This is a genomic window from Merdibacter massiliensis, assembly GCF_900155395.1.
Lineage (GTDB): Bacteria > Bacillota_I > Bacilli_A > Erysipelotrichales > Erysipelotrichaceae > Merdibacter > Merdibacter massiliensis.
Map to the genome: position 1 here is coordinate 265,158 of NZ_LT699727.1, position 23,795 is coordinate 288,952.

Genomic DNA, 23,795 nt, shown 5'->3' on the forward strand with positions numbered 1-23,795 from the left:
CTTTATTGCTTGGCATCGACCAGTGCACACATGATCTCGCCGCGAGCTGCTACTTCGCCTTCTACTGTTGCGCAGACATCAGCGAAATAGATACCAGCACGCTGTTTGCTGAAAATCACTTCTAAGCGCAGCACATCTCCGGGAATGACCGTACGGCGAAAACGCATTTTATTGATTCCTGCAAATACCGCCAGTTTCCCTTTATTTTCTTCTTTTGACAACAGCAGTACACATCCGGTTTGCGCCAAGGCTTCTACGATCAATACGCCGGGCATCAGATGTTGTTGAGGAAAATGACCTAAAAACTGCATTTCATTTGCACTGACGCATTTACGTCCAACTATCTGAGTCCCTTCTTCATTGATGCTTTCAATTGCATCCACCAGAAGAAACGGATAACGATGCGGAATGATCTGCTGGATCTCATTGGAATTATATAACATGTTATCGTTCTCCTTTCGCAAAGATCAGGGATGCATTATGACCGCCAAAACCTAAAGAATTGCTCATGGCATAACGCAATTGTGCATTTCTTCCTTCATTGGCTACGATATCCAGATCACATTCTTCATCTGGATGAACATAATGAATCGTTGCAGGAATATACCCTTCTTGCAATGCTTTGATCGTAATGATGGCTTCAATTGCTCCGCTTGCACCTAACAAATGTCCCGTATTTGATTTTGTAGAAGACATTGCCAGTTTTTTTGCATGTTCTTGAAATGCCAGTTTAACGGCTGCAGTCTCTGTACGGTCATTTAACGGGGTACTTGTTCCATGAGCATTGATGTAATCGATATCTTCCTTTTGGATATTGGCATCTTGAATGGCCTGCACCATTGCTTTGGCACCTCCGCTGCCATCTGGTGATGGAGCCGTGATATGATAGGCATCACAAGTCGCACCATATCCAACGATTTCTCCATAAATATGTGCATTTCGTGCTTTTGCATGTGCATATTCCTCCAGGATCAAAATACCCGCACCTTCGCCCATGACGAATCCATGACGATCTTTATCAAATGGAATGCTGGCACGCTGCTTGTCATTTCCTTCACATAAAGCACGCATGGACATGAAACCGGCAATTGCCAACGGTGTAATCGCCGCTTCGCTTCCGCCGGCAAGAATGATATCCTCATAACCGTCCCGGATCTTATGAAATGCTTCTCCAATCGCATTGCTTGCTGCTGCACAGGCAGTGACGACGCAAGAACAGTGACCTTTTGCTCCGATATCGATGGCAACTGTTCCGGCAGCCAAATTTGCCAGTGTCATAGGAATAAAGAAAGGAGAAACACGGCCGGCACCGCGCGTTTCCAAATTGACCTGGGCTTGTTCAATGGTTGCGATTCCGCCAATTCCTGAACCGATCATCACACCAAACCGATCCATATTTTCTGCTGCCGTATCGATCTGGCTGTCCATCATTGCCTGTTTAGCGGCAATGCGCGCAAACTGTGTAAAACGATCATTGAACTTCAACTCGCGTTTCGTAAAATATTGTTCCATATCCAAATTTTTTACTTCTGCTGCAAGTTTCACCTTGTAGTCGCTCGTATCAAAATGTGTGATTTCATCAATGCCGCAACGTTGTGTGCGGATCCCTTCCCACATTTCTTCTACAGTGTTGCCGATAGGAGAAACAGCTCCCATTCCTGTGATCACTACTCTGCGTTTCATACATGTACCTCCTACATTGCCATGCCGCCATCGATCGAAATCGTCTGACCGGTGATATAACTGCTTTTATCTGTTCCTAAGAAAACTGCTAAGTTTGCGATGTCTTGTGCACTGGCAAAGCGTTTTAAAGCAATGACTTCCATAGCAGCACGACGCGCTTCTTCACTCAGTGCATCCGTCATTTCTGTTTCCACAAATCCCGGTGCGATCGCGTTCACCCGGATATTCCGTGGTGCCAACTCTTTCGCCGCAGACTTCGTAAGTCCAATGACTCCTGCCTTGCTTGCCGCATAATTCATCTGTCCAATATTGCCGCGGATACCAACGACACTGGACATATTAACGATGGCACCATGGCGTTGTTTCATCATGATCCTTGCGACATGTCGAATACAATTAAAGCTACCTTTCAAGTTTACCTGGATGACGCGATCAAAATCTTCTTCTTTCATCCGCAGCAACAGCCCGTCCTTGGTTATCCCCGAATTATTGACTAATACATCGATACTGCCAAAATCAGTCAAAACAGCTTTCATCATCTCTTCCACTGCATGAAAGTCTGCAACATTGCAGCGGTAGATCTTTGCCTTTACACCTTCTTTTTCACATAAAGCAGCAGTTTCTTTTGCAGCTTCTTCACTGCCGTTATAATTGATTGCCACCTGATATCCTTCTTTTGCATAGGCAATGGCAATGGCTTTTCCAATTCCTCTTCCAGCGCCAGTGACCAAAACACATTTAGTTTCCACTGTTTTTTACCTCCTTCAAGAGTTTTTCTAAATCCTCTACAGTATCAATGCTGTAAGTTTTTACATCTCTGTTTGTCTTTCTTACAAAACCGCTCAATGTATGACCTGGACCAATTTCGATAAAGGTATCGATCCCCATATCCAGCATCGTTTGTATGCTTTGTGTAAAATGGACGCTATGACAGATCTGTTCCCGCAAAACATCTTTTACGTCACGTTGTTCCACTTGTCCGCTCACATTGGCTATGACAGGCAATTGTGGTTGTGCAAACGTATAGGTATCCAAGACTTTTTTCAGTTCAACAGATGCATCCTGCAATAAAGATGTATGGAACGCGCCGCTCACCGCTAGCGGAATCACACGACGGGCGCCTCTCTCTTTTAATTTGGCACTTGCTGCTTCCACAGCCGCTTTCTCTCCGCTGATCACGATCTGACCGGGACAGTTATAATTTGCTATCTCGCAAACACCGGTTTCTTTTACTTCTTCACATACTTCCTGGATGATAGAAGCATCCATATTGAGCACGGCTGCCATTCCGCTGGTTCCTTTCGGCAGGGCTGCCGCCATGATCTTTCCGCGTTCACATACCAAAGCTGCACCTTGTTCAGGAGAAAATACACCTGCATAAGACAAAGCTGAATATTCTCCCAGACTCAATCCGGCAACTGCTTCCCCCTGGATTCCCTCACTGCGCAAGACAGCTGCTATCGCAGTGGAAGTCGTAAAAATACAAGGCTGTGCAACGGCCGTATCATTGAGTTCCTCCTGAGTTCCTTCAAAACAGCATTTTTTGACATCTAAATCAATCTGCACCTGATCAAATACTGCTTTTGCCTGAGGATATCGTTCGTAAAAATCTTTTCCCATTCCTACATGTTGACTCCCCTGACCGGCAAATAAGATTCCTATCTTCATATCAGTTCTCCTTTAAACAAGCATTTGCTTCTTTTATTAAATCTTGTATCAATTCCTGTACATGCATCATACGGTGAACACGCCATGCATTGCTGCCAACAAATACAACACCATCTTCAGGATCTTTGCTCACAGCCGTGATCAAAGCTTCGCTGATACAATAGGGCGTATGACTTGGATCACATGGCTTCATGCAGTGCAGACAGTTTTCCATACAGATCATCTTTCCTTCTACGCGTTTGATGAACGCATTATTCAAAGCTCTTCCGGGAAGTCCGGCCGGGCTTTTGATCAAACGGATATCCTCTTTCTTACAGCGGATGACAGCCTGTTTAAAAGCCTCGCTTGCATCACATTCAAAAGTTGCAATAAAACGAGTAGCCATCTGTACACCGCTGGCACCTAAGGCAAGCATGCGCGCAATATCTTTTCCATCGTAAATGCCGCCTGCGGCAAATACAGGAATCTTTTTTTGATATTTTTCCTCATAAGAAGGTAGTAAAGATAAAACTTCAGTTACTATTTCTTCCAATGGCTGACAGGTATTGGAAAGAAGCTCTTCTTTTCGAAATCCAAGGTGACCCCCGGCTTCACAACCTTCGATCACGATAAAATCCGGACATGTTTGGTAATGTTTGTCCCAGCTGCGTAAAATCAGTTGAGCCGCTCTTTTGCTTGAGACGATCGGAGCCAGTAAGACACCGCTATCTTTTGCCAACGCCGGCAAATGCAACGGCAGTCCCGCACCGCTGATAATTGCATCTGCGCCTGCTTCAATGGCAGCTTGAACATATCGATCATAGTCTGTCGAAGCGACCATGATATTGACGCCTAACATTCCTTTTCCTTGTGCGATCTTACGCGCTTTTGCACATTCATCAATGATGGATTTGCAATTGGCTGCAACACTGTCCGATCGAAAATCAGCACGGGCATATCCGGGATGTGCTGCACTGATGACCCCCATGCCTCCTTCTTTCATTACATGACCGGCCAAAGAAGAAAGAGAGATGCCGACTCCCATTCCTCCTTGAATGATAGGGATCGTTAAGGTCTTATCAGGAAAGAAGACTGCTTTTAACATGCAGCTTCCTCCACCATTTTGTTTAATCTTGCGCTGACATTTTTTGTATCTTTCATCAATCCCTGCAAGATTTCTTGAATAGGACGGATTTCATGACATAAACCGGCAATTTGTCCCATCATGACTGAACCGGTTTTCATATCTCCATCAAATACTGCACGGCGAAGTCCGCCTAATGTCAGTTTCTCCAGTTCCTCGCGATTGGCAGCTTGTTCTTCCAATTTGATATATTGTCGTGCCATTGGATTCTTTAAGATGCGTACTGGAGAATGCAGGCTTCTTCCGGTTACGACCGTATCTGTATCTTTTGCCTTGATTACCGCCTGTTTATAATTTTCATGAATAGGACATTCTTGAGATACCAATAAACAAGTACCAACTTGTACACCGATTGCTCCTAGACAAAAAGCAGCACAAACGCCGCGGCTATCACCGATACCGCCTGCCGCAACGATCGGGATCTGCACTGCATCTGCCACTTGCGGCAATAATGCCATCGTTGTTTGTTCACCAACATGTCCTCCAGCTTCTCCACCTTCAACGATCAAGCCGTCTGCACCGCTGCGTTCCATACGTATTGCCATGGCAACGCTTGGAACGACTGGAAATACCTTTGCACCACTTTCTTTCAACATCTGCATATACACGCCAGGATTTCCTGCACCCGTAGTGATCAACGCAACTTTTTCTTCTGCGATCATCTCCATCAATTCTTTTGTATATGGATTCATCATCATGACGTTGACGCCAAATGGCTGGTCTGTCAAAGAACGACAGCGACGAATCGCTTCCCTTGCCTGTTCAACATTCATTGCCCCGGTACCAATGACGCCGATGCCCCCTGCATTGGATACAGCAGCTGCAAATTCTGCAGTTGCAATATTTGCCATTGCCCCTTGAATAATTGGATATTTTACATGAAACATTTCATTTAACAACATATAACTAATCTCCTTATAATTCCAACAAGGATGCGGCATAGGTCAAACCTCCGCCAAATCCTACCAGAATGATCTTCATTCCTTTTTGTAATCGTCCTTCTTCTTTTGCTTGTGAAAGGGCAATCGGAACACTTGCCGCCGAAGTATTTCCAAAACGGTCTAAATTAACATAAAAGCGGTTCATTTCTACTTTCATATGCCGCGCTACGCTCATCAATATTCGTATATTTGCTTGATGGGGAATGATCAGATCGATGTCTTCTAAAGTATAGCCGCTTTGTTTCATAACCTGTTGAATCGCTTCTTCCATTGCACCGACAGCAAAACGAAAAACTTCTTTTCCATCCATATGCAAGTAACGATAAGATTCTTCTACATTGACACATGGAATCGTACTCAATGATTTGCCAGGAATATCTAAGACCCGTTTTGGATCTCCCTTGCTTTGGGCAAAATGCCAAATGGGTTTTCCTTCTGAGCTCTTTTTGATAACAGCAGCTCCTGCGCCGTCGCCAAACAAAATGCATGTCGATCGATCTTGCCAGTCGATGATCTTTGATAAGTTTTCTGCACCGATGACTAATGCACATTCATTTTCTTTCAAAAGTCCGCAGGCACATTGCAATGCAAATAAAAACCCGCTGCATGCCGCATTGAGATCAAACGCCATCAATGGCTGATCCATCATCTTCAGCTGTTCTTGAACCAGGCAGGCAGTGCTCGGCATCGGTTGATCTGCCGTTAATGTCGCAACGATCAAGACCTTGATCTCTTTTTGATCGATCTTTGCATCTTTGATTGCCGCCTGTGCTGCCTGAGCTGCTAAATAACTCGTCGTTTCTTTTGTTGCTACATAACGAGCATGTATTCCTGTACGTTGCACGATCCACTCATCGCTTGTATCAATCAGTGTCTCTAAGTGCTGATTCGTGATTTTTTGTTTTGGACAAGCATATCCGCATCCTAATAATTGTATTTGATCCATGATCAGATCACTCCGATCTTTCTATATTTTTCATAACGATTTTTCAATAACTGATTCATTTTGGTCTTTGTCAGATCTGCCAATGCACTGCGGATCGCGTCACGTAAACGGTCACACACCGCTTCCAGATCATTTTGCGCACCGCCTAAAGGTTCGCGGATGATCGCATCAATGATTTCTTTGTCTTTTAAATCTGCAGCTGTGAGCTTCATCACTTCTGCAGCTTCCTTTGCCCGGCTGCCGTCTTTCCACAAGATCGACGCAAAACCTTCAGGTGATAAAATCGAATAAATAGCATTTTCTAACATGATCAAACGATCCCCCACACTGAATGCCAATGCTCCGCCGCTTCCACCTTCAGACAGCACGATGCAAATAATTGGTGTTTTCAAGTTGGAAAATGTAAATAAACATTGTGCGATTGCTTCCGCTTGTCCTCGTTCTTCTGCACCTTTTCCAGGATAAGCGCCGGATGTATCAACAAAGGTAATGATCGGACGATGAAATTTTTCAGCTTCCTTTGCCAATCGCAGTGCTTTTCGATACCCTTCTGGATTTGGCATACCGAAATTGCGTATCAGATTTTCTTGCAAATCTTTCCCTTTTGCTTGTGCGATCACTGTAACAGGGGTTTGTTCAAACATCGCGATACCGCCGATGATCGAACGATCATCTCCATAATGACGATCTCCATGCATTTCATAAAAGGTGTGAAACAGCGATTGCAGATAATCCTGTGCTTTGGGACGATGTGGATGACGTGCCAAATATACTCGATCCCAGGCATCCAGATCATGATACATCTTCATGCTTAGATCTTGGATCTGCATTTCTAATTGCATCTTCTTAACTGGATCTTCGCATAATTCCAATTGTTTCTGAAGATCTTCCAACTGCCCTTCTTTTTCTAATAAGCTCATATTCGTTTTCCTCCATGCAATAAGATCAGATCAGCAATGGTCCTTTTCAGATCCTTACGTTCGACGATACGATCAATAAATCCTTTTTCCATCACAAACTCCGCATGTTGAAATTGGGGCGGCAACACTTCATTTACCGTTTTTTCAATGACACGACGGCCTGCAAAACCAACCAATGCATCTGGTTCTGCCAAAATGACATCACCTAACATTGCAAAGCTGGCAGATACCCCGCCTGTTGTTGGATGGGTCAATAAACTGATATAAAAATTCCCATGATCACTAAATCGTTTTAAAGCCGCAGAAGTCTTAGCCATTTGCATCAAGGACAGGATTCCCTCCTGCATGCGCGCGCCTCCGCTGGTACAGCTGATCAATAAAGGAAGTGAGTGTTTGTCTGCCCATTCGATCAAACGGGTGATTTTATCACCTACGACATGTCCCATGCTTCCCATCATAAAACGGGAATCCATCACGGCGATCGCTAATGGAAAGCCTTTGATCAAACCATGTCCGCAAATGACTGCTTCATGCATGCCGGTCGCTTGTTTTGCCTTTTCCAGCTTTTCATCATAACCTGCAAAATGTTCCTCATTCTTGCTTTCGACCAGTGCATCGTGTTCATGAAAGCTTCCATCGTCGATCAATTGACGAATACGCTCTCGAGCAGAGATCTTTAAGTGATGTCCGCAACGCGGACATACATAATATGTTCGCTGCAGCTCCATATAAGGAATACTTTCTCCACAATGCTCACAGTTTTTAAATACATAATCCGGAATTTCTTTCGGTTGGTTGTTTTCTATATTCGTGTGTCGAAAATTTTCAAATAAATGCAGACGATTTTGCCGTTTTTTAAATAAATTCTCCATTTTCCTTCAGCTCCTCAATGAATGTCTGCGCATACCCTGTATCGTATGTTCCTTCAATGAATGATCGCTGATGCAGCGCCAGATAATGAAATTCCACATTTGTTTCAACTCCATCGATGATCAGCTCTTCTAAAGCAATACGCATTTTTTTGATGCATTCTAATCGGGTAGGTGCAAATGTGATGATCTTGGCGATCATGGAATCATAGTAGGGCGGAATGCTGTATCCATTATAAACTGCCGTTTCTACTCGTACACCGCGGCCGCTTGGCAGATTCAAAAAGGTGATCTTCCCTGGGGAAGGGGCAAAATCCCGATGAATGTCTTCTGCATTGATGCGGCATTCCAATGCATAACCATGCGCATGGATATCGCTTTGTTTCAGCTTTAAATGCTGATGATCCGCAATGCGGATCTGTTGTTTGACGATATCGATCCCGCAAATCTGCTCAGTGATGGGGTGTTCTACTTGAATACGCGTATTCATTTCCATGAAATAATATTTTCCATCATTCGCTAACAAGAATTCGATCGTTCCTGCCGATGTATAACCTACATAGCGGCATGCCTTGATTGCATCTTCAAACATCTTTTCGCGTATATCTTCTTTTAATACATGGCAAGGTGCTTCTTCGATCATTTTTTGATTGCGGCGCTGGAAACTGCAATCACGCTCATACAGATGCAGACAGTTTCCAAACTCATCACACAACACCTGTACTTCGACATGTTTTGGATGTTCAATATATTTTTCCATATAGACATCCTCATCGCCGAAACAAGCCTTTGCTTCGCTTTTCGCACTATAATAAGCATGTTCAAACTCGTCTTCACTATGAACAATACGCATCCCGCGGCCGCCTCCGCCATTTGCAGCTTTGATGATCAAAGGGTATGTGATCTCTTTTGCATATTTCTTTCCCTCTTCTACATCTTGTATGATCTGTTTGCTGCCTGGGATAACAGGGACCCCTGCTTCGATCATCATCTGACGAGCTGTTGCTTTGTTTCCAAGCTTTTCAATTACCTCTGGTCGTGGTCCGATAAAAATCAGCCCGCATTGCTGTGTCAACATTGCAAACTGGGAATTTTCACTTAAAAAGCCAAAACCAGGATGGATCGCATCACACCCCGTACTACAAGCAGCCTGAAGGATGGCATTCATATTCAGGTAGCTCTCTGCAGGTCTAGGACCGCCGATACAGACAGCTTCATGTGCCAGTTGTACATGCAGCGCGTCTTTATCTGCAGTCGAATAGATGGCAACTGTCCGGATTCCCATTTCTTTACAAGTTCGAATGATCCGAATAGCGATCTCGCCGCGATTGGCTATCAATATCTTCCTGATCATTTACTCACCAATGACCATCAGTTCTTCATCAAACTGTACCATATCGCCATCCTTGATATAGATTTCTTTTACTACGCCGCTTGTCGGAGCATGTATCTCGTTCATGACCTTCATTGCTTCAATGATGCACAAGATATCACCTTTCTCTACCTTTGTTCCAATTTCAACAAATGGCTTTGCCTGTTCGCCTGCTGCTGCATAAAAGGTACCTACAAGCGGAGATCGCACGACTTCTCCATTCACAACTTCTTCCTGTTTTGACAATGGAATATCCTTCTCCTGCGACGGTCGAGAGATCTGCTGTATCCTGCTTTCGCTTTCGATTGGCATTTCTTTATTCAGTTTGAGTTTTAGATCATCTACTTCCAGTTCCATGCCTGTTAATGCAGATCCTTCAAAAATGGAAATGATTTCTTTGATCTTTGCAGTGTCCATATTCCTCACTCCTTTTAAAATGAGCTAAGATTCCTTAGCTCACATGATTTCATTTATTTTTGTTTTTCTTCAATGATATTGATGATATCTTGCACAGTTTCTAATTTTGCCAGTTCATCATCTTCAATACGGATATCGAATTCTGTCTCCAGCTCTAAAGCCAGTTCAACAGCTGCCAAAGAATCAATTCCTAAATCATCTTTCAGATTTGCTTCTGGCGTAATGGATTCTTCATCCAAATTCAATGCATCTACTAATACTTTTTTGATTTGTTCGATCATGTTTTATCCTCCTAAAAAACTTTGATATTCAAAGATTACAGATATGACTATACACCTTTTGACAATCAAAGTAAATACTTTGAAAATAAAAATATAATTTTTTTTGTGATTTTCGGCTGTAAGCGTTATTTTATTTGTAAAATAAATTCTTTTTTCTCCTCATCTTCTATATCTTTGTCAAAAAAACGCGAAATTTCATAAAAAAAGATATGCATTTTGCATATCCATTCTTAAATTCCTGCTTGTGAGCGATATTCATCACGGAAATAAGCTAACAGATTTTCCAAAGTTTCATTTAACAATTCATTGTCTTCCAATCCCAGTTTTCCAATTGCCTGGTCGATCATTTCTTCGTGAAATTGTTCATGAATTGCTAAAACGGGCAAGGCTTTCTCTGTGATGCGAAGACGTTTGATCCGTTTATCTTTCTCATCTTGATAACGTTCTACATAGCCTTTCGCAATCAATTTATTTACATTTGTTGTTAAAGTACCCTGTGTGACCATGATCCTTGCCGCAATATGAGACATACTATTATCGCTTGCTTTTTGTATGCTTTCCAATATATGCACATCATTCATCGATAACTCAATGCCTCTTTTTTTTAAATTTCTTTCTTCGATATATAAAATATAGTTAAATAAGCCGACCAGCAGCTCATTTGTCGTATGCCGCAAATTTCCCATAGAATTCCTCTCTTCTTTTTTGTTATTATAGCACGAGTTTTCACAAATACAAGAATTTTTGCTTTTCATTACGAATTTATATCAAAATAAAAAAGAGAGTATCTGTTTTTTAATAACAGGTACTCTTTTAATCAAAATCAAACTCTTTCTTTCCACATTTTCATCAATTGAATACAGATCGTCGGCAGGATTGCCAAGCCAGCGATCATTGCTAACTGTGTCCCGCTCAAGATCGTAACGGAGAACAAATTGTGCAATCCCGGTACCAATAAGATGATGGACAGCAAGGCGCCTCCAGCAATAAATGCGGCTATGGAATAGCGATTGGAAAAGAATCCGATATGCCGTAAAGAATATTTGCTGCGGCAATTAAAGCCATGGAACAAACGAGCCAGGCACAGCACTGCAAACGCCATGGTCGTTGCTTCTGCCCACGAATGAGACAATCCGATAAAGTAAGCGGCAATCGTAACAATGGCAATCAGCGCTCCCTGCACACCCAATGTCTTCAATGTTTCTTTGTCTAAAATACCTTGCGAAGGATCTCGTGGAGCTTGTTTCAACACATCCTGCGCAGACTTTTCCATACCGATTGCTAATGCAGGCAGTGAGTCCGTAATCAAATTGATAAACAGCAGATGCACCGGCAAGAAAGGTACTGGCAAGGCAAATAAAGAAGCACAAAGCACGGTGATGATACCGGAAAGATTTCCTCCCAATAAGTAAATGATCGCATTGCGAATGTTGGCATACACATTTCGTCCTGCAGCAACCGCTTTGATGATTGTCGCAAAATTATCATCTGTTAAGATCATGCTCGCTGCATCTTTGCTTACTTCTGTACCTGTAATGCCCATTGCAATACCGATATCCGCTTGTTTTAATGCCGGTGCATCATTCACGCCGTCTCCTGTCATAGCAACTAATTTACCTTTACGCTGCCAAGCATCCACAATTCGAATCTTATGTTCTGGAGCAACACGTGCATAAACACGCACTTTTTCCAAACATGCATCCAAAGCTGCATCATCCAATGCATTGAGTTCCATACCATCTAAGCAAAGATCTCCATCTTGATAGATGCCGATCTTGCATGCAATGCTGCAGGCAGTTACCTTGTGATCCCCGGTGATCATGACCGGAATCATACCTGCCTGTTTGCAGTCAGCAACTGCCTGTGCACTTTCTTCACGCGGCGGATCCATCAGTGAGGCAATACCGATAAAGGTTAAATGATCTTCATCCTCAAGCGATACTTCATTTCTTCCATCCATGATTCGATAAGCCAAGCCTAAAACACGCAGACCATTTTCGGCAAATGTCTCATTTTGCGCTAGAACACTTTTCTTATCCGCCTCTTTTATTTCGCGTGTTCCATCGATCATCTCGATTTTTTCGCAGCGCTTCAACAATTCATCACAAGCTCCTTTGACAAATAAGATCTGTCGGCCATCCATCTCATGCAAAGTAGACATCATTTTTCGTTGGGAATCAAATGGATTTTCAGCAATTCGCGGATAACGTTTGCGCAACTCTAGCTCATCTTTTCCAAAATGATGTGCAAGATCTACAAAAGCTAATTCTGTTGGATCTCCGATACGTTGTCCTCCTGTTGTTTGCGAGTCATTGCATAAAACATACCCAATTTGCAACAGCTGGTCGATCTTGGAACTGCCCAGATCATTTGCTTCGATCTGCTCATTGTTACGGAAAAATTGCTGTGTGCTCATGCGATTTTGCGTCAAGGTACCTGTTTTATCTGAACAGATGACAGAAACACAGCCTAAGCTTTCTACAGAATTGATATTTTTGATAATGGCATGTTCTCTTGCCATTTGTGAGGTTCCCATTGCTAAAACGATCGTAACGATACTAGACAGTGCTTCCGGAATCGCTGCAACTGCCAATGCCACTGCAAACATCAAAGCATCCAACACTTGGTTGCCTTGTAATACGTTTAATGCAAAGACGATGATACAAATGATGATGATGCCTAAACTCAGTTTTTTTCCAAAATCATCCAATGTCTTCTGCAAAGGTGTTTTACGCTCTTTTGTCTGGTTCATCAAGGTTGCAATTTTACCGATTTCCGTCTGCATGCCGGTTGCACATACCACCGCAACGCCGCGTCCATAAGTAACCAAGCCACTCGAAAATACCATATTCTTCTGATCCCCTAACGGACACTCTTCTGGAATACATTCTACCTGCTTTTCTACGCTTTCCGCCTCACCTGTCAATGAACTTTCATTCACTTGTAAAGAATACGATTCGATGACACGCGCATCCGCACTCACTACATCTCCAGCTTCCAGCAATAGGATATCACCGACAACCAACTCGGGACTAGGAATTTCCATCTTCATTCCATCCCGAATGACCCTGGCGCTCGGTGTAGACAATTGACGAAGTGCATCCAATGACTTTTGTGCTTTGATCGTTTGAATCGTTCCTAAAATGGAATTCATCGTAATGACCGCTAAAATGACGATCGTGCTTTCCACCTCGCCGGAAATCATGGAAATAATTGCTGCAATGATCAAAATAATTACCAGAAGATCTTTAAACTGTGAGAAAAAGATCATCAATGGATGTGGTGGTTTGCTCTCTTCCAGTTCATTTTTTCCATCTCTTTCCAGGCGTTGAGCAGCCTCCTGCTTATTCAACCCTTGTAAAGAAGTCTGTACTTCATCCATTACTTGTTGTACTTCTTTTTGATAAAAATATCTTTCCATATCGTTCATCCTTTCTGATTTTTCTATGTCATCACATAAAAAAACGAGACCATAGAAAAACCCCTTTTCTATAAGTCTCGTCATTTATGAATCCGGCCAGAATCGAAATTCGGGAATGTTGAACCTGATTCGCACATTGTGCAGACTACTCCCTTATGGCTTTTTATTTTAACACTCCACCTATATTTTGTAAATCACTAAATGGGAAATTTACAATTATTTTACATTACTTTCCTCTTGTTTTGTTTTCTGTTTTTGAGCATTGTGAATGTCGATGATACGTAATCGCGTACGATAATACATATTTAGATAAATCAGGAATACAAAGCCGCAAATGGCAGCTAAAACAATACAGATCGCAATCATCCAAGGAAATCCATGCAATGCAATTTGCATACAGATCGCCACAATACTGAATACAGTACATAACGCAACAATAGAAAGAATTCCCTGCCAGTTTTTCGTCAAACGTTCAAAAAGTTCCAAACGTGATGCATTGTTTTCATTATACTCAAACATGTCGCCTTCACTTAATTCACGGCGGAAGAAATACCAGCTTCCCTCATAATTCACAGGCGCATGAAAAATATCTTCCCATCCATCTTGATGCCATTGATTCATTTCTTCTTGTGAAGGATCAACTTTATAATAGTCTAATAAATAGAAGTAATTCTTTGGTTCTCCTTTGATAAAATCAAAACTAAAACCATCATTTCGGATAAAATGATATCCTTTTAATGACATATCACGTAAATAAGCTGCTTCTTTTTCATAATCGGAGATATAAAAGAGCTTACGTGTACGTAAACCGTCTTTCGTTTCTTTTTCTTTTATTTCACGTACAAAAGTTACAACTTTCTCTTTGATCCATAAAACACTCTTTACAACAGCATTCTTTATTTTATTGTAAACGGATTTTACTGCCTGCTTATTCTTCTCACAGGTCAGTTTTGCCCATGCCTGTTTCATTTTATTCAACACGAATAAAACATAGGATTTTGCTTTTTCATAAATTGGCTGCAGTCTTTTTACAAAAGCATTCCACTTGTCTTTCATTGCTTTGCGACGTTCTTCTGTGAAAATTTGAAACCAAACCGCAATACACTTATTTTTCACTTTTTGACAAACTGATGCAATTTTTACACAAACTGCTTTGCTTTTTGCTTTGCAGCTGTTCCAAACTTTTGCGCAAGCTTCCTGGCGCTGAGGAGTCCAAACTTTACTCCATGCATTCTTGCACATCTTGATACAGGAATGCCACACGGATTGAATGCCTGTTTTTATTTTCTGTACCTTATTCATAAAAGCATTCCATTTTGCTAAAAGAGCTTCCTTTCGCTCTTGGGTAAATATTTTATTCCATGCATTTTGAATATTTTGTTTTCGCTTTGCACAAAAATTTTTCCCCTGTCTGCCCCATTGTTTGACCGTATCGCAAATTGATTTACCTTTTTGCTTTATTTTGGCACGGTTTTCCTTTGAAAAAAAATCATGCATTTTCATTAATACTGTTTTCTCTTCATTTTGTATCTTTGTTTCTTTATCTTTTCCCTGTTCGATGACAGTCATCTTGCTTTGCTGATTCATTTCCGTCACGGTGTTGTTTGAATGATCTGATCCTGTTTTCTTATCCATCTGATCCATGATTCGTCCCTCCTGACTTCATGCACTTTCCCAATGGTCTCCATTAGGAAAATCTCATTTATCATACCATTGCCTTCTTCTATTTGTCAAACCGCCATCTTGTTATCTCTATAAAATTCAGAAAACCTTCACAAGCGCTTTTCATATAAAAAACAAAGAGGATATGCCCTCTTTGTTTTTGCTATCACAAAATGTTCATATGAAACGTAAGATATTTTCTTGTTTTTCTTTTAACAAAGGATCTCCTTGTGTATAACCAATTGCACATGATTCCAAGCATTCATAATTTTCCAATCCCCATATACGTTTATGTTCTTTTCCTTGCAGGGTCTTAAAATACTGAATGGATGCTGTATGGATCCAACAAGAGCCTAATCCTAATTCTGTAGCGGCCAGCAGCATATTTTCAACAGCAGCTGCTGCATCTTGTAAAGGAGTACTTGCTTTCTCCATATCGGCAAATACAAAAACGATCGCATTTGCACCGTAATATGGAGATTCCTCTCGTTTTAACACATGTTTACAGTATTTTACAAAACGTTCCATCTCTTCTTCTTTTTGCAAAACGACAAAGCGCAATGCCTGTGTATTTCGTCCAGTAGGTGCTTGGATCGCACAGTGAACGATTTGTTCCAATTTTTCTTTTTCGACCCTGCGATCACTAAACTGACGTGTGCTGTGGCGCTTTTCAATACATTCGATCACATTCATAGGAAAACCTCCGTTTCTTTACCTTTGCTTCTATACTTTTATTTTAACGAAATTTCCTTTCTTCCTCAACTGTTTCCACAGAATAAAAAAAAGTCCGTCAAACGGACCTTTATTCAATTTAAGCTGCTAAAGCTTTTTTAGCTGCATCACAAAGTGCTGTAAAACCAACAGCATCATGAATAGCCATTTCAGAAAGCATCTTGCGGTTTACTTCGATGTTGGCTAATTTTAAACCATGCATTAATTTTGAATATGACAAATCATTTGTACGAGCAGCTGCATTGATACGAGCAATCCACAATTTACGCATATTGCTCTTTAACTTACGACGATCGTTGTAAGCATATTTGAATGAATGCATTACCTGCTCATGTGCTGTCTTATATAAAATATGTTTTGAACCAAAGTATCCTTTTGCCAGTTTTAGGACACGTTTTCTTCTACTGCGTGATACAGTTCCACCTTTAACTCTTGCCATGTTTATTTCCTCCTAATCTACAAAATTACTTCACTAACATTTCTTTAATACGTTTAAAGTCAGTTGGATGCACCGTAGCTGGTTTAGCCAGATGACGACGCTGTTTCTTTGTCTTACCGTGGAAACGGTGAGAAGTATACGCATGACTTCTTTTCAATTTTCCTGAACCTGTTAATTTAACACGTTTTGCAAGTCCTCTGTGGGATTTCATTTTTGGCATGATCATTACCTCCTACTATTTATTCTTTTTCGGTGCCAGAACCGTTGACATTGTGTTTCCTTCCAAAAGCGGTTTCTTTTCTACAGAAGAAATGTCTGAACACTCTTCAATAAAACTATCCATGATCTTTCTTCCTACTTCCAAACGAGTCATCATACGGCCACGAAAGCGCATATCGATTTTCACCTTCATGCCATCTTCCAGCCAATTCCGTGCATGACGCAATTTTGTTTCGAAATCATGCTTATCGATGACCGGTGAAAGACGCAACGGTTTTACCTCCGTTACATGTTGTTTTTTCTTCGCTTCTTTGGCTTTCTTCTGCTGTTCAAAACGATACTTTCCATAATCAAGCACCTTACATACCGGCGGCTGTGCTTTTGGTGCTACACAAAGCAGATCCAGTCCCTGGTCGAACGCAATATCCAAAGCTTCACGACGCATTTTAATTCCCAGCTGTTCGCCATCTGAATTGATGACCAGCACTTCCTTGAAACGAATTTTTTCGTTTACTAAGTCGTCGTTTACATTGTTAGGAATCACTTTTCTATTGATAACAGACACCTCCCATATTTCTTGCCGAAAGAAAAGTGGGTACATACATACCCACTTCATTCATCCGCATAAATCTTTTTGTTTATGTGATGGCGTTGACCCATGTCCTTGGGACATCAGGTGAGAAGGGGTACTTCTAACTTTCCACTCGCTTTTCTGCTCAGTTATAGTATCATGCCCTTCTCATTTTGTAAAGAGATTTTTCTTAAAATCGCCTTTCTTTTTCAGTTTTTTCATTAATCTTGACTCATGATCTTCGGATACAGCATCAAAAGATATAGTCCGCTTAATCCTACCAATATGTAGATCAAACGGCTAAGCCAGCTGTCTACGCCAAATAGCGTATCTACCAGGTTCCATTGAAAAGCACCGATCAATCCCCAGTTAACTGCACCAATAATGGCAATCGTCCATGCTGTCACATTTAAAAATTTCATATGCACCCTCCTGCTGTATAATTTACCCGGTATCTGCATTTTTATACAAGAAGTCAAGTCTTTTCTTTTTCATATTTTTGACCATAATAGATTTAGAAGGTGAAAACGATGAGACTAGAACCATTCTTTCAAGCAAAGACAATGTTATTAAATGCAGTTCCCCTTACGATTCAGGAACCGGGAATAGCCTATCTAAACGATATTCATTTATGGGTGATCACATTAAATAAAAATGATCCTTCTTTTGATCCGACACAGGTGACACTGCAACAGATCATTGAACTGATGGAACATCATTCCAGTTGTTACCCGAATCAGCTTGCTACATTCGATAAAGAGCGAGAAGCAATCATCCAACGCCTGAAAAAGGAAGATGGCAATAAGACCATTGATGGCTTTCAGCTTTGATCAGCAAGTGCTGCATTGCACAATAATTGTTTACTTTTTTATTGACATTATCGCCAGTTATTGATAATATATATGAGCAATCAGCATGGACCCTTAGCTCAGTTGGCAGAGCAACTGACTCTTAATCAGTGGGTCTAGGGTTCGAATCCCTAAGGGTCCACCATTGAGAACAGAAACCTGAGAAATCAGGTTTTTTTTATTATATTCTTTGAAATCTGAAGAATATATATAATTGTTAAAAAAATATCATTTCTTAGTGAATCAATGAAAAGATCATTAAATGACATTTTACTGTTCCGTAAGTGTAAGATCATAAATGATGATGCTTATTGAATCGAAATCTTGATCTTGTATTGCCTGATAATCAACCGAATCCTCTTGATATGAAATCCACTCATCGATATAATGTCGATTGATCGATGCAATCTGGATCTCATAAGGCCTTTTTTTTAAAACAACGGTTTCCCAGACAGTTGCAGAATAATTTTCTGCTTTAAAGCCGTTTTTTTCCATATCATGAATATAGTCATCGAGAACAGCAGATGTATCTTCCGGAAAGCAGACGATAAAACGATCTTTCTCTTTTGATACATATCGGCAGTCCTCTTTAGAAACCTCTAAATAATCAAGAACATCAATTACTCCAGGATAATCAGCAAAATAGGTCAAATCTGAATCAAGCGTTGTTCTTACGGCACACGCGTTTAAGAAGAGCAGTGAACATAAAGCAGTATACAGTATTCTTTTCATAAAAACATTTCTCCTTAAGATATTACAGATATCAAATCAATCAATCGACCCTTGAACTATGCAGCACAAATGCTACAGGCATCATCAATATCTTTGTTTTAGTTGTCTAAAAAGCATAAACAGCGATACTACAAGGAAGGTCTGCATCATTGCACGATCCCGGCATTAGTGATCCATATAAGCTTATCGATATGCTTATATGGATCAACAGACATATCCAAGCACTCAAAGAAATAAAATGCTCGTCTAAAACAAAATGGTTTCATAAGCTTCTTGGTCAAGTTCTGCACAGAGACAAAAATGAAGGATAAAGTAATTGTTTGTTGCGCCCTTGCAATAAACAATGTATCATTTTGCGATAAAAGGCGTTTACTCAATCAAGCCGGAAACAGATATAGTTTTTGGCAGTACAGATGTGGCTGTTTTGCTGCTGATATTTGAGTGCTGCACCTTCTTCACTGTCAAACAACTAATGCAGGATATTTCATTGCGACATGAAACTTATTACGGCCATCTTTTTGTTTTGTCTCTGCAATTGATTTGCCATCTGATTCTCTTCACTATATATGCCGACAATCAGTTTAAAAAGTTGCATAAATATTATTTTTTGCCTTTTTCGATACGTACGTGATACAAGACATATCGACCCATGACAACATTTGATGAAAATAATCATTCGTTGCATTCTTAATCGTAATGCAATCGATTTTGATATTGAAAACAAAATCCGAATTATCGGATTTTTTTATTATATCTGATTTATAACTGAAAAAAGGACATATTCTGCATAGAAGAATACGCCCTGATGTAAATAAATATATCTTTTCGATTGTTTCTATAGATCCAGCTGCACCTTTCTTTCAAAAAGGAAGTTCAATTGTTCCTGCAGCCATTCTTTCGTGAAATTATTTGCATACTGTCTTTGACAATGCTCTTGTGCTAATTTTTCTGTATATTCAGAAAACGGGATCAATTGAAAATGCGAATAATTAACATCAAAATGATTGATATAAGGAGTAAGATGAACCTGTTCTATTCGTATCTTGCCACTCTCTCCATCTTTAACTACATTTAAATGAACGATTGCTCCCATTTCATACAAGTTTGCAAAATCCACACTTGCCCGATCCACCATCGCTGCCGCAGAAACAAGATTTCCTAATGAGTAGAAAACCATCGTTTCTTTTCCTTCCTGATTCACCAGGCGCTGCATTGTCTGTAAACAATGCGGATGATTACCAATGATCAAATCGACTCCTAAATCATTCAAATAGGCGGCCGCTTGCTTCTGGGCTTCATTCAGTTCAAAAGTAAATTCCCTTCCCCAATGCATGGAAACAACGATCGCATCTGTTTGAGAACGTGCTTTTTCCACATCTTCTTTCAACATTTGCTGATGTTCTTTGTCAAATTGTCCTGCATCATTTAAAAAAGTTTTTGTCACAAATGCATATTTTTGTTCAATAGGAATATTGGTATCATATGTATAAGCGAGAAAAGCAATACGAATACCGTTTTTTTCAATAACAGTAACATCCTCTGCACTTTTCTCATCCGGATAGAGTCCCACAGCCGTTATTCCGCTATTTTCCAAATTTTCCAATGTCTGGTATACACCTTCATAACCTCTGTCATATACATGATTATTTGACATGGTCAGCACATCAAATCCAACATCGGCTAATTGCGGCGCAATCCAGTCAGGTGCATTAAAAGAGTAAGCTACTCCACTAATTCCTAAATCTTCTCCAGCAATCGGAACTTCTTGATTTCCAACAACGATGTCGCCTTGCAAATACGGCTTGATACGATCAAAATAATCACCGAATTGGTCATTCTCCCAAGAATCATATAAACTTTGTTCAAATAACAGATCCCCGGTAAATGTAAGTGAAACCTTTTGGTCTTGTTTGATCTCTGGTTCTTTTTTTTCATCCGTATGTTGCATTTGACATCCTGACAATACCAAAATACCGCTCAGGATCGTTAAAGCAATTTTACACTTTTTCATCATTTTCCTCTTATGTCCCTTTTTATTTCAACAATGTATGCAATGCCGTGATCCACTTTTCAAAAAGAAGCGGTTCACGGATCGTACGATTTGCATTACTGGTACTTGGCAGATAGATCTCTCGTAAAGGCAGATCAGAAAAGTAGCGTTGGTACAGTGCTTCACTCTTCTTCCCATTGCAAATAACGGTATGCAGAGAAGGATACTGCTTTACAATTTGATCAATAGGATTGACAACTTCATTATGTATCTTTGCATCTAATGAACCTTCTCTTTCACAACTATGGATCACATCCCACAGAAGCAGATGATTTTGTAAGATGATTTCTTTTTTCTTCTCATAGGTATCGATTGGCATGGAAAAACAGGCTGATAGGATCTTCCAAAAACGATTATGCCGATATCCATAATACTGCTGCAATTCTAAAGAGGTCACACTGGGCATAGAGCCTAAGATCATGACCTTTGGTTCTGGAGCAATGATCGGATCAAAACCAACTAACACACTTCGACTCCGATCACATCATAAGGCAAGACTTCCGTGATCTTTACTTTTACAAATGAACCAAGTGTAATTTCACGATCACTGCGGAAGATGACCATTCCATCCACATCATCTGGAGCATCCCACGCACTGCGGCCACGATAACGGTTTGTTAATCCATCTTTATCTTCTACTAATACTTCGATCACTCTGCCTATTTTCTTCTGCTGGTTTTCTAAAGCAATCTTTTCCTGCAGCTGCATCAATTCATCCAAATACTGTTTTTTTAATGATTCCTCACACACAGGTTTCATGCTGTAGCCAGGCGTATCTTCTTCCGGCGAATATGTAAAGGCACCCATACGATCCCAATGCACATCTTTTACAAACTGTAACAATTCATCCATGGTTTCCCTTGTTTCTCCTGGAAAACCTACGATGAAAGTCGTACGTAATGTTGGAGAATCAAATACTGTACGGATCTTTTGTACCAGTGCTAACACATCTTCTTTGGTTCCCCTGCGATTCATTTTTGCTAACATTGCATTATTTGCATGCTGCATCGGTATATCAAAATATGGTAATACTTTTGGCAGCTTTGCCATGCCTTCGATCAATTCATCATCAATCTCATCTGGATACATATATAAGATACGGATCCAATGAAAACCATCTATTTCGTGTAATCGCTGCAAAAGAGGCAGCAGGCTGCGCTGTCCATAAAGATCGACCCCGTATTTCGTCGTATCTTGCGCATTGAGCACTAATTCTTTGACACCCCTTTTTGCCAATTCTTTTGCTTCTTCGATCAACTGTTCCATTGGAACGGACACATTATCCCCGCGAATAAGCGGAATTGCACAATACGTGCAATGATTGGAGCACCCTTCAGCAATCTTCAAATAAGCCGTCCATGGTTTGCTGGTCAATAAACGCTGTGCATTTGCAAAAGTCACTTTTCCTTCATCTTGCAGTTCTTTTGCAAGTATCTCATGCAATGTATCATAATCCTGAATGCGGATGACTGCATCAATTTCCGGAATTTCTTTTTCTAATTGTTCTTTATAACGCTGTGCCAAACATCCCACAACGATTAATTTTTTTAAATTTTCTTTCTTATAAGCCGCCATTTCAAAAATAGTCGAGATTGCTTCCTCTTTTGCACTAGTAATGAAACCGCAAGTATTGATGATAATGGCCTCCGCTTGTGATGGCTGAGCAACAAGCGTATGTCCATTGGCTTGTAGCATTCCCATCATTTTTTCACTATCTACTAAATTTTTGCTGCATCCCAGCGAAATAAATCCAACTTTCATTTCTAATCACCGTAATCATTTTATCATGAAGCTTCTGAATCATAAAGAAAAACAACTGCTCCTTTTCAATATAAAAGAAAGGATGGGCTGCCATCCTTTCCATACAATTAATAATTCTTTGCTTCCTGCGCAAAATGTGCTCCGTCATATCCGCAAACCGGGCAAGCTTTAGGAGCTTTTTCTGCTTCTACGCAATATCCGCAGATATCACATACCCAAACTGTCTTTTCTGGTTTTTCAAACACTGTATTATTTTTTACATTATCTAATAATTTTAAATAACGCTCTTCATGACGTTTTTCAATTTCTCCGACTTTTTCCATTTGGAATGCAATCTTCAGGAAACCTTCTTCACGGGCAGTTTCAGCCATATGTTTGTACATATCCGTCCACTCATAGTTCTCTCCGGCTGCCGCATCTTCTAAGTTTGCATCTGTTGATGGAATAGAATCTTCATGTAACGCCTTAAACCATAATTTTGCATGTTCTTGTTCATTACGAGCAGTTTCTTCAAAGAAGCGAGCAATTTGTTCCATTCCTTCTTCACGTGCTTTCTGCGCATAATATGTATACTTATTACGCGCCTGACTTTCTCCAGCAAATGCAGCCATTAAATTTTGTTCTGTCTTTGATCCTTTTAATTCCATTGTTTTGTCTCCTTCTGAACATCCTGTTCTTTTAAACAATGCGGGCAGACTCCCTCGACAACGATCGTATGAGAATATACGACGGCACCTGTTTGCTGTGCAATTGCTTCATTGAAACGAGCATCATAAGGCAATTGTATATCATAAAGCTTATGACATTTTACACAGTGCAGATGATGATGAGGAACGATCGTTTTATCATAACAGTATCCTTCTTGCGGATGGGCAATACGCCGAATCTGATGCAATTCCTCCAGTATTCCCAAATTGCGATAAATCGTTGCTAATGAAATCTGTTCACCTTGTTCATTCATATTCTTGTAGATTTCTTCAGCTGTCAAATGACCATCTACTGACATTAGATAATCAAGAATCATATCTCTTTGTTTTGATGCTTTTCTTCTCATAACAGCCTCCAATCTTAAGAACTATTCTTAGTTTAATTCTTATTTATGAATTTGTCAAGCATAAAACTGTATTTTAAAAAAATCGG

Annotated in this window: 27 protein-coding genes and 1 tRNA gene; 2 read left to right on the forward strand and 26 right to left on the reverse strand. The window is 40.5% G+C overall.

Features of this window, described 5'->3' with window-relative positions:
* Window positions 1-2: 2 nt before the first annotated feature.
* From fabZ to BQ9859_RS09315, 20 genes are all read right to left on the reverse strand, one after another.
* On the reverse strand, window positions 3-443 hold the full coding sequence (fabZ, locus tag BQ9859_RS09220) for a 3-hydroxyacyl-ACP dehydratase FabZ (protein WP_075877883.1): 441 nt from the start codon (window positions 441-443) through the stop codon (window positions 3-5).
* A 1-nt stretch (window position 444) separates the two neighbouring features.
* Complete coding sequence (gene fabF / locus BQ9859_RS09225) at window positions 445-1,683, reverse strand: beta-ketoacyl-ACP synthase II (protein ID WP_075877884.1); 1,239 nt, start codon at window positions 1,681-1,683, stop codon at window positions 445-447.
* An 11-nt stretch (window positions 1,684-1,694) separates the two neighbouring features.
* Window positions 1,695-2,432 carry a 3-oxoacyl-[acyl-carrier-protein] reductase gene (gene fabG, locus BQ9859_RS09230; RefSeq protein ID WP_075877885.1) on the reverse strand — a complete coding sequence of 246 codons (738 nt, stop codon included), beginning with the start codon at window positions 2,430-2,432 and terminating at the stop codon, window positions 1,695-1,697.
* Complete coding sequence (gene fabD, locus BQ9859_RS09235; protein ID WP_075877886.1) at window positions 2,422-3,351, reverse strand: ACP S-malonyltransferase; 930 nt, start codon at window positions 3,349-3,351, stop codon at window positions 2,422-2,424. The genes fabG and fabD overlap by 11 nt, the downstream gene beginning before the upstream one ends.
* 1 nt (window position 3,352) lies before the next feature.
* Window positions 3,353-4,435 carry an NAD(P)H-dependent flavin oxidoreductase gene (locus BQ9859_RS09240; RefSeq protein ID WP_075877887.1) on the reverse strand — a complete coding sequence of 361 codons (1,083 nt, stop codon included), beginning with the start codon at window positions 4,433-4,435 and terminating at the stop codon, window positions 3,353-3,355.
* Window positions 4,429-5,376, reverse strand: coding sequence for a nitronate monooxygenase (locus BQ9859_RS09245; RefSeq protein ID WP_075877888.1), 948 nt, complete (start codon window positions 5,374-5,376; stop codon window positions 4,429-4,431). Before BQ9859_RS09245 ends, BQ9859_RS09240 begins: the two co-directional genes overlap by 7 nt.
* Before the next feature lie 13 nt (window positions 5,377-5,389).
* Window positions 5,390-6,361 (reverse strand): beta-ketoacyl-ACP synthase III, encoded by a 972-nt coding sequence (locus BQ9859_RS09250; RefSeq protein ID WP_075877889.1) that lies wholly within the window; start codon window positions 6,359-6,361, stop codon window positions 5,390-5,392.
* 2 nt (window positions 6,362-6,363) lie between these two features.
* Window positions 6,364-7,281 carry an acetyl-CoA carboxylase carboxyltransferase subunit alpha gene (locus tag BQ9859_RS09255; RefSeq protein WP_075877890.1) on the reverse strand — a complete coding sequence of 306 codons (918 nt, stop codon included), beginning with the start codon at window positions 7,279-7,281 and terminating at the stop codon, window positions 6,364-6,366.
* Window positions 7,278-8,153: an acetyl-CoA carboxylase, carboxyltransferase subunit beta gene (accD, locus tag BQ9859_RS09260; protein WP_075877891.1), complete on the reverse strand. Its 876-nt coding sequence runs from the start codon at window positions 8,151-8,153 to the stop codon at window positions 7,278-7,280. The genes BQ9859_RS09255 and accD overlap by 4 nt, the downstream gene beginning before the upstream one ends.
* Complete coding sequence (gene accC, locus BQ9859_RS09265) at window positions 8,137-9,504, reverse strand: acetyl-CoA carboxylase biotin carboxylase subunit (RefSeq protein ID WP_075877892.1); 1,368 nt, start codon at window positions 9,502-9,504, stop codon at window positions 8,137-8,139. Before accC ends, accD begins: the two co-directional genes overlap by 17 nt.
* Window positions 9,505-9,939: an acetyl-CoA carboxylase biotin carboxyl carrier protein gene (accB, locus tag BQ9859_RS09270; protein ID WP_075877893.1), complete on the reverse strand. Its 435-nt coding sequence runs from the start codon at window positions 9,937-9,939 to the stop codon at window positions 9,505-9,507.
* Window positions 9,940-9,992: 53 nt separating this feature from the next.
* On the reverse strand, window positions 9,993-10,220 hold the full coding sequence (gene acpP / locus BQ9859_RS09275; RefSeq protein WP_075877894.1) for an acyl carrier protein: 228 nt from the start codon (window positions 10,218-10,220) through the stop codon (window positions 9,993-9,995).
* A gap of 230 nt (window positions 10,221-10,450) precedes the next feature.
* Entirely contained in the window at window positions 10,451-10,906 is a 456-nt protein-coding gene (locus BQ9859_RS09280) for a MarR family winged helix-turn-helix transcriptional regulator (protein WP_075877895.1), read from the reverse strand.
* A 137-nt stretch (window positions 10,907-11,043) separates the two neighbouring features.
* Window positions 11,044-13,641 (reverse strand): cation-translocating P-type ATPase, encoded by a 2,598-nt coding sequence (locus tag BQ9859_RS09285; protein WP_075877896.1) that lies wholly within the window; start codon window positions 13,639-13,641, stop codon window positions 11,044-11,046.
* 216 nt (window positions 13,642-13,857) lie between these two features.
* Window positions 13,858-15,285, reverse strand: a complete 1,428-nt coding sequence (locus BQ9859_RS09290; RefSeq protein ID WP_075877897.1) for a DUF2812 domain-containing protein — start codon at window positions 15,283-15,285, stop codon at window positions 13,858-13,860.
* A gap of 195 nt (window positions 15,286-15,480) precedes the next feature.
* Window positions 15,481-15,996 (reverse strand): nitroreductase family protein, encoded by a 516-nt coding sequence (locus BQ9859_RS09295; RefSeq protein WP_075877898.1) that lies wholly within the window; start codon window positions 15,994-15,996, stop codon window positions 15,481-15,483.
* Between the two features lie 118 nt (window positions 15,997-16,114).
* The gene (gene rplT / locus BQ9859_RS09300) at window positions 16,115-16,474 is read right to left on the reverse strand and encodes a 50S ribosomal protein L20 (protein ID WP_075877899.1); all 360 of its coding nucleotides are present in this window, start codon (window positions 16,472-16,474) and stop codon (window positions 16,115-16,117) included.
* A gap of 25 nt (window positions 16,475-16,499) precedes the next feature.
* A complete protein-coding gene (gene rpmI, locus BQ9859_RS09305; RefSeq protein ID WP_075877900.1) occupies window positions 16,500-16,694 on the reverse strand; it encodes a 50S ribosomal protein L35 in 195 nt (64 codons plus the stop codon).
* A 15-nt stretch (window positions 16,695-16,709) separates the two neighbouring features.
* Window positions 16,710-17,294 (reverse strand): translation initiation factor IF-3, encoded by a 585-nt coding sequence (infC, locus tag BQ9859_RS09310; protein ID WP_075877901.1) that lies wholly within the window; start codon window positions 17,292-17,294, stop codon window positions 16,710-16,712.
* A gap of 191 nt (window positions 17,295-17,485) precedes the next feature.
* Window positions 17,486-17,686 carry a DUF378 domain-containing protein gene (locus BQ9859_RS09315; RefSeq protein WP_075877902.1) on the reverse strand — a complete coding sequence of 67 codons (201 nt, stop codon included), beginning with the start codon at window positions 17,684-17,686 and terminating at the stop codon, window positions 17,486-17,488.
* Window positions 17,687-17,794: 108 nt separating this feature from the next.
* On the opposite strand from BQ9859_RS09315, the gene BQ9859_RS09320 reads away from it, so the two are divergent.
* Window positions 17,795-18,094 (forward strand): hypothetical protein, encoded by a 300-nt coding sequence (locus BQ9859_RS09320; RefSeq protein ID WP_075877903.1) that lies wholly within the window; start codon window positions 17,795-17,797, stop codon window positions 18,092-18,094.
* An 87-nt stretch (window positions 18,095-18,181) separates the two neighbouring features.
* Window positions 18,182-18,257: transfer RNA gene (locus BQ9859_RS09325), tRNA-Lys, on the forward strand.
* A 125-nt stretch (window positions 18,258-18,382) separates the two neighbouring features.
* On the opposite strand, the gene BQ9859_RS09330 is transcribed toward BQ9859_RS09325, so the two are convergent.
* The 6 genes from BQ9859_RS09330 to BQ9859_RS09360 all read right to left on the reverse strand — a co-directional run bounded on the left by BQ9859_RS09330 (window position 18,383) and on the right by BQ9859_RS09360 (window position 23,709).
* Window positions 18,383-18,844: a hypothetical protein gene (locus BQ9859_RS09330; protein WP_075877904.1), complete on the reverse strand. Its 462-nt coding sequence runs from the start codon at window positions 18,842-18,844 to the stop codon at window positions 18,383-18,385.
* Window positions 18,845-19,679: 835 nt separating this feature from the next.
* Entirely contained in the window at window positions 19,680-20,855 is a 1,176-nt protein-coding gene (locus tag BQ9859_RS09340) for a CapA family protein (RefSeq protein WP_075877906.1), read from the reverse strand.
* 22 nt (window positions 20,856-20,877) lie between these two features.
* Window positions 20,878-21,360: a DNA-deoxyinosine glycosylase gene (locus BQ9859_RS09345; RefSeq protein ID WP_075877907.1), complete on the reverse strand. Its 483-nt coding sequence runs from the start codon at window positions 21,358-21,360 to the stop codon at window positions 20,878-20,880.
* Window positions 21,354-22,655: a 30S ribosomal protein S12 methylthiotransferase RimO gene (rimO, locus tag BQ9859_RS09350; RefSeq protein WP_075877908.1), complete on the reverse strand. Its 1,302-nt coding sequence runs from the start codon at window positions 22,653-22,655 to the stop codon at window positions 21,354-21,356. The genes BQ9859_RS09345 and rimO overlap by 7 nt, the downstream gene beginning before the upstream one ends.
* Before the next feature lie 107 nt (window positions 22,656-22,762).
* Entirely contained in the window at window positions 22,763-23,302 is a 540-nt protein-coding gene (gene rbr / locus BQ9859_RS09355) for a rubrerythrin (protein ID WP_075877909.1), read from the reverse strand.
* Window positions 23,293-23,709: a Fur family transcriptional regulator gene (locus tag BQ9859_RS09360; protein WP_075877910.1), complete on the reverse strand. Its 417-nt coding sequence runs from the start codon at window positions 23,707-23,709 to the stop codon at window positions 23,293-23,295. Before BQ9859_RS09360 ends, rbr begins: the two co-directional genes overlap by 10 nt.
* Between the last annotated feature and the right edge of the window lie 86 nt (window positions 23,710-23,795).

Excerpts from the sequence above, each read along its gene's own strand:
- BQ9859_RS09360 (WP_075877910.1), bottom strand. The coding sequence starts at position 23,709 with ATGAGAAGAAAAGCATCAAAACAAAGAGATATGATTCTTGATTATCTA.
- fabZ (WP_075877883.1), bottom strand. The coding sequence starts at position 443 with ATGTTATATAATTCCAATGAGATCCAGCAGATCATTCCGCATCGTTAT.
- acpP (WP_075877894.1), bottom strand. The coding sequence starts at position 10,220 with ATGATCGAACAAATCAAAAAAGTATTAGTAGATGCATTGAATTTGGAT.
- BQ9859_RS09245 (WP_075877888.1), bottom strand. The coding sequence starts at position 5,376 with ATGTTGTTAAATGAAATGTTTCATGTAAAATATCCAATTATTCAAGGG.
- BQ9859_RS09285 (WP_075877896.1), bottom strand. The coding sequence starts at position 13,641 with ATGGAAAGATATTTTTATCAAAAAGAAGTACAACAAGTAATGGATGAA.
- BQ9859_RS09250 (WP_075877889.1), bottom strand. The coding sequence starts at position 6,361 with ATGGATCAAATACAATTATTAGGATGCGGATATGCTTGTCCAAAACAA.
- infC (WP_075877901.1), bottom strand. The coding sequence starts at position 17,294 with ATGTACCCACTTTTCTTTCGGCAAGAAATATGGGAGGTGTCTGTTATC.
- accB (WP_075877893.1), bottom strand. The coding sequence starts at position 9,939 with ATGGACACTGCAAAGATCAAAGAAATCATTTCCATTTTTGAAGGATCT.
- fabF (WP_075877884.1), bottom strand. The coding sequence starts at position 1,683 with ATGAAACGCAGAGTAGTGATCACAGGAATGGGAGCTGTTTCTCCTATC.
- BQ9859_RS09340 (WP_075877906.1), bottom strand. The coding sequence starts at position 20,855 with ATGAAAAAGTGTAAAATTGCTTTAACGATCCTGAGCGGTATTTTGGTA.
- fabD (WP_075877886.1), bottom strand. The coding sequence starts at position 3,351 with ATGAAGATAGGAATCTTATTTGCCGGTCAGGGGAGTCAACATGTAGGA.
- BQ9859_RS09280 (WP_075877895.1), bottom strand. The coding sequence starts at position 10,906 with ATGGGAAATTTGCGGCATACGACAAATGAGCTGCTGGTCGGCTTATTT.
- BQ9859_RS09255 (WP_075877890.1), bottom strand. The coding sequence starts at position 7,281 with ATGAGCTTATTAGAAAAAGAAGGGCAGTTGGAAGATCTTCAGAAACAA.
- rimO (WP_075877908.1), bottom strand. The coding sequence starts at position 22,655 with ATGAAAGTTGGATTTATTTCGCTGGGATGCAGCAAAAATTTAGTAGAT.
- rpmI (WP_075877900.1), bottom strand. The coding sequence starts at position 16,694 with ATGCCAAAAATGAAATCCCACAGAGGACTTGCAAAACGTGTTAAATTA.
- rplT (WP_075877899.1), bottom strand. The coding sequence starts at position 16,474 with ATGGCAAGAGTTAAAGGTGGAACTGTATCACGCAGTAGAAGAAAACGT.
- accC (WP_075877892.1), bottom strand. The coding sequence starts at position 9,504 with ATGATCAGGAAGATATTGATAGCCAATCGCGGCGAGATCGCTATTCGG.
- BQ9859_RS09320 (WP_075877903.1), top strand. The coding sequence starts at position 17,795 with ATGAGACTAGAACCATTCTTTCAAGCAAAGACAATGTTATTAAATGCA.
- BQ9859_RS09315 (WP_075877902.1), bottom strand. The coding sequence starts at position 17,686 with ATGAAATTTTTAAATGTGACAGCATGGACGATTGCCATTATTGGTGCA.
- BQ9859_RS09290 (WP_075877897.1), bottom strand. The coding sequence starts at position 15,285 with ATGGATCAGATGGATAAGAAAACAGGATCAGATCATTCAAACAACACC.
- BQ9859_RS09330 (WP_075877904.1), bottom strand. The coding sequence starts at position 18,844 with ATGAAAAGAATACTGTATACTGCTTTATGTTCACTGCTCTTCTTAAAC.
- accD (WP_075877891.1), bottom strand. The coding sequence starts at position 8,153 with ATGGAGAATTTATTTAAAAAACGGCAAAATCGTCTGCATTTATTTGAA.
- rbr (WP_075877909.1), bottom strand. The coding sequence starts at position 23,302 with ATGGAATTAAAAGGATCAAAGACAGAACAAAATTTAATGGCTGCATTT.
- BQ9859_RS09240 (WP_075877887.1), bottom strand. The coding sequence starts at position 4,435 with ATGTTAAAAGCAGTCTTCTTTCCTGATAAGACCTTAACGATCCCTATC.
- BQ9859_RS09295 (WP_075877898.1), bottom strand. The coding sequence starts at position 15,996 with ATGAATGTGATCGAATGTATTGAAAAGCGCCACAGCACACGTCAGTTT.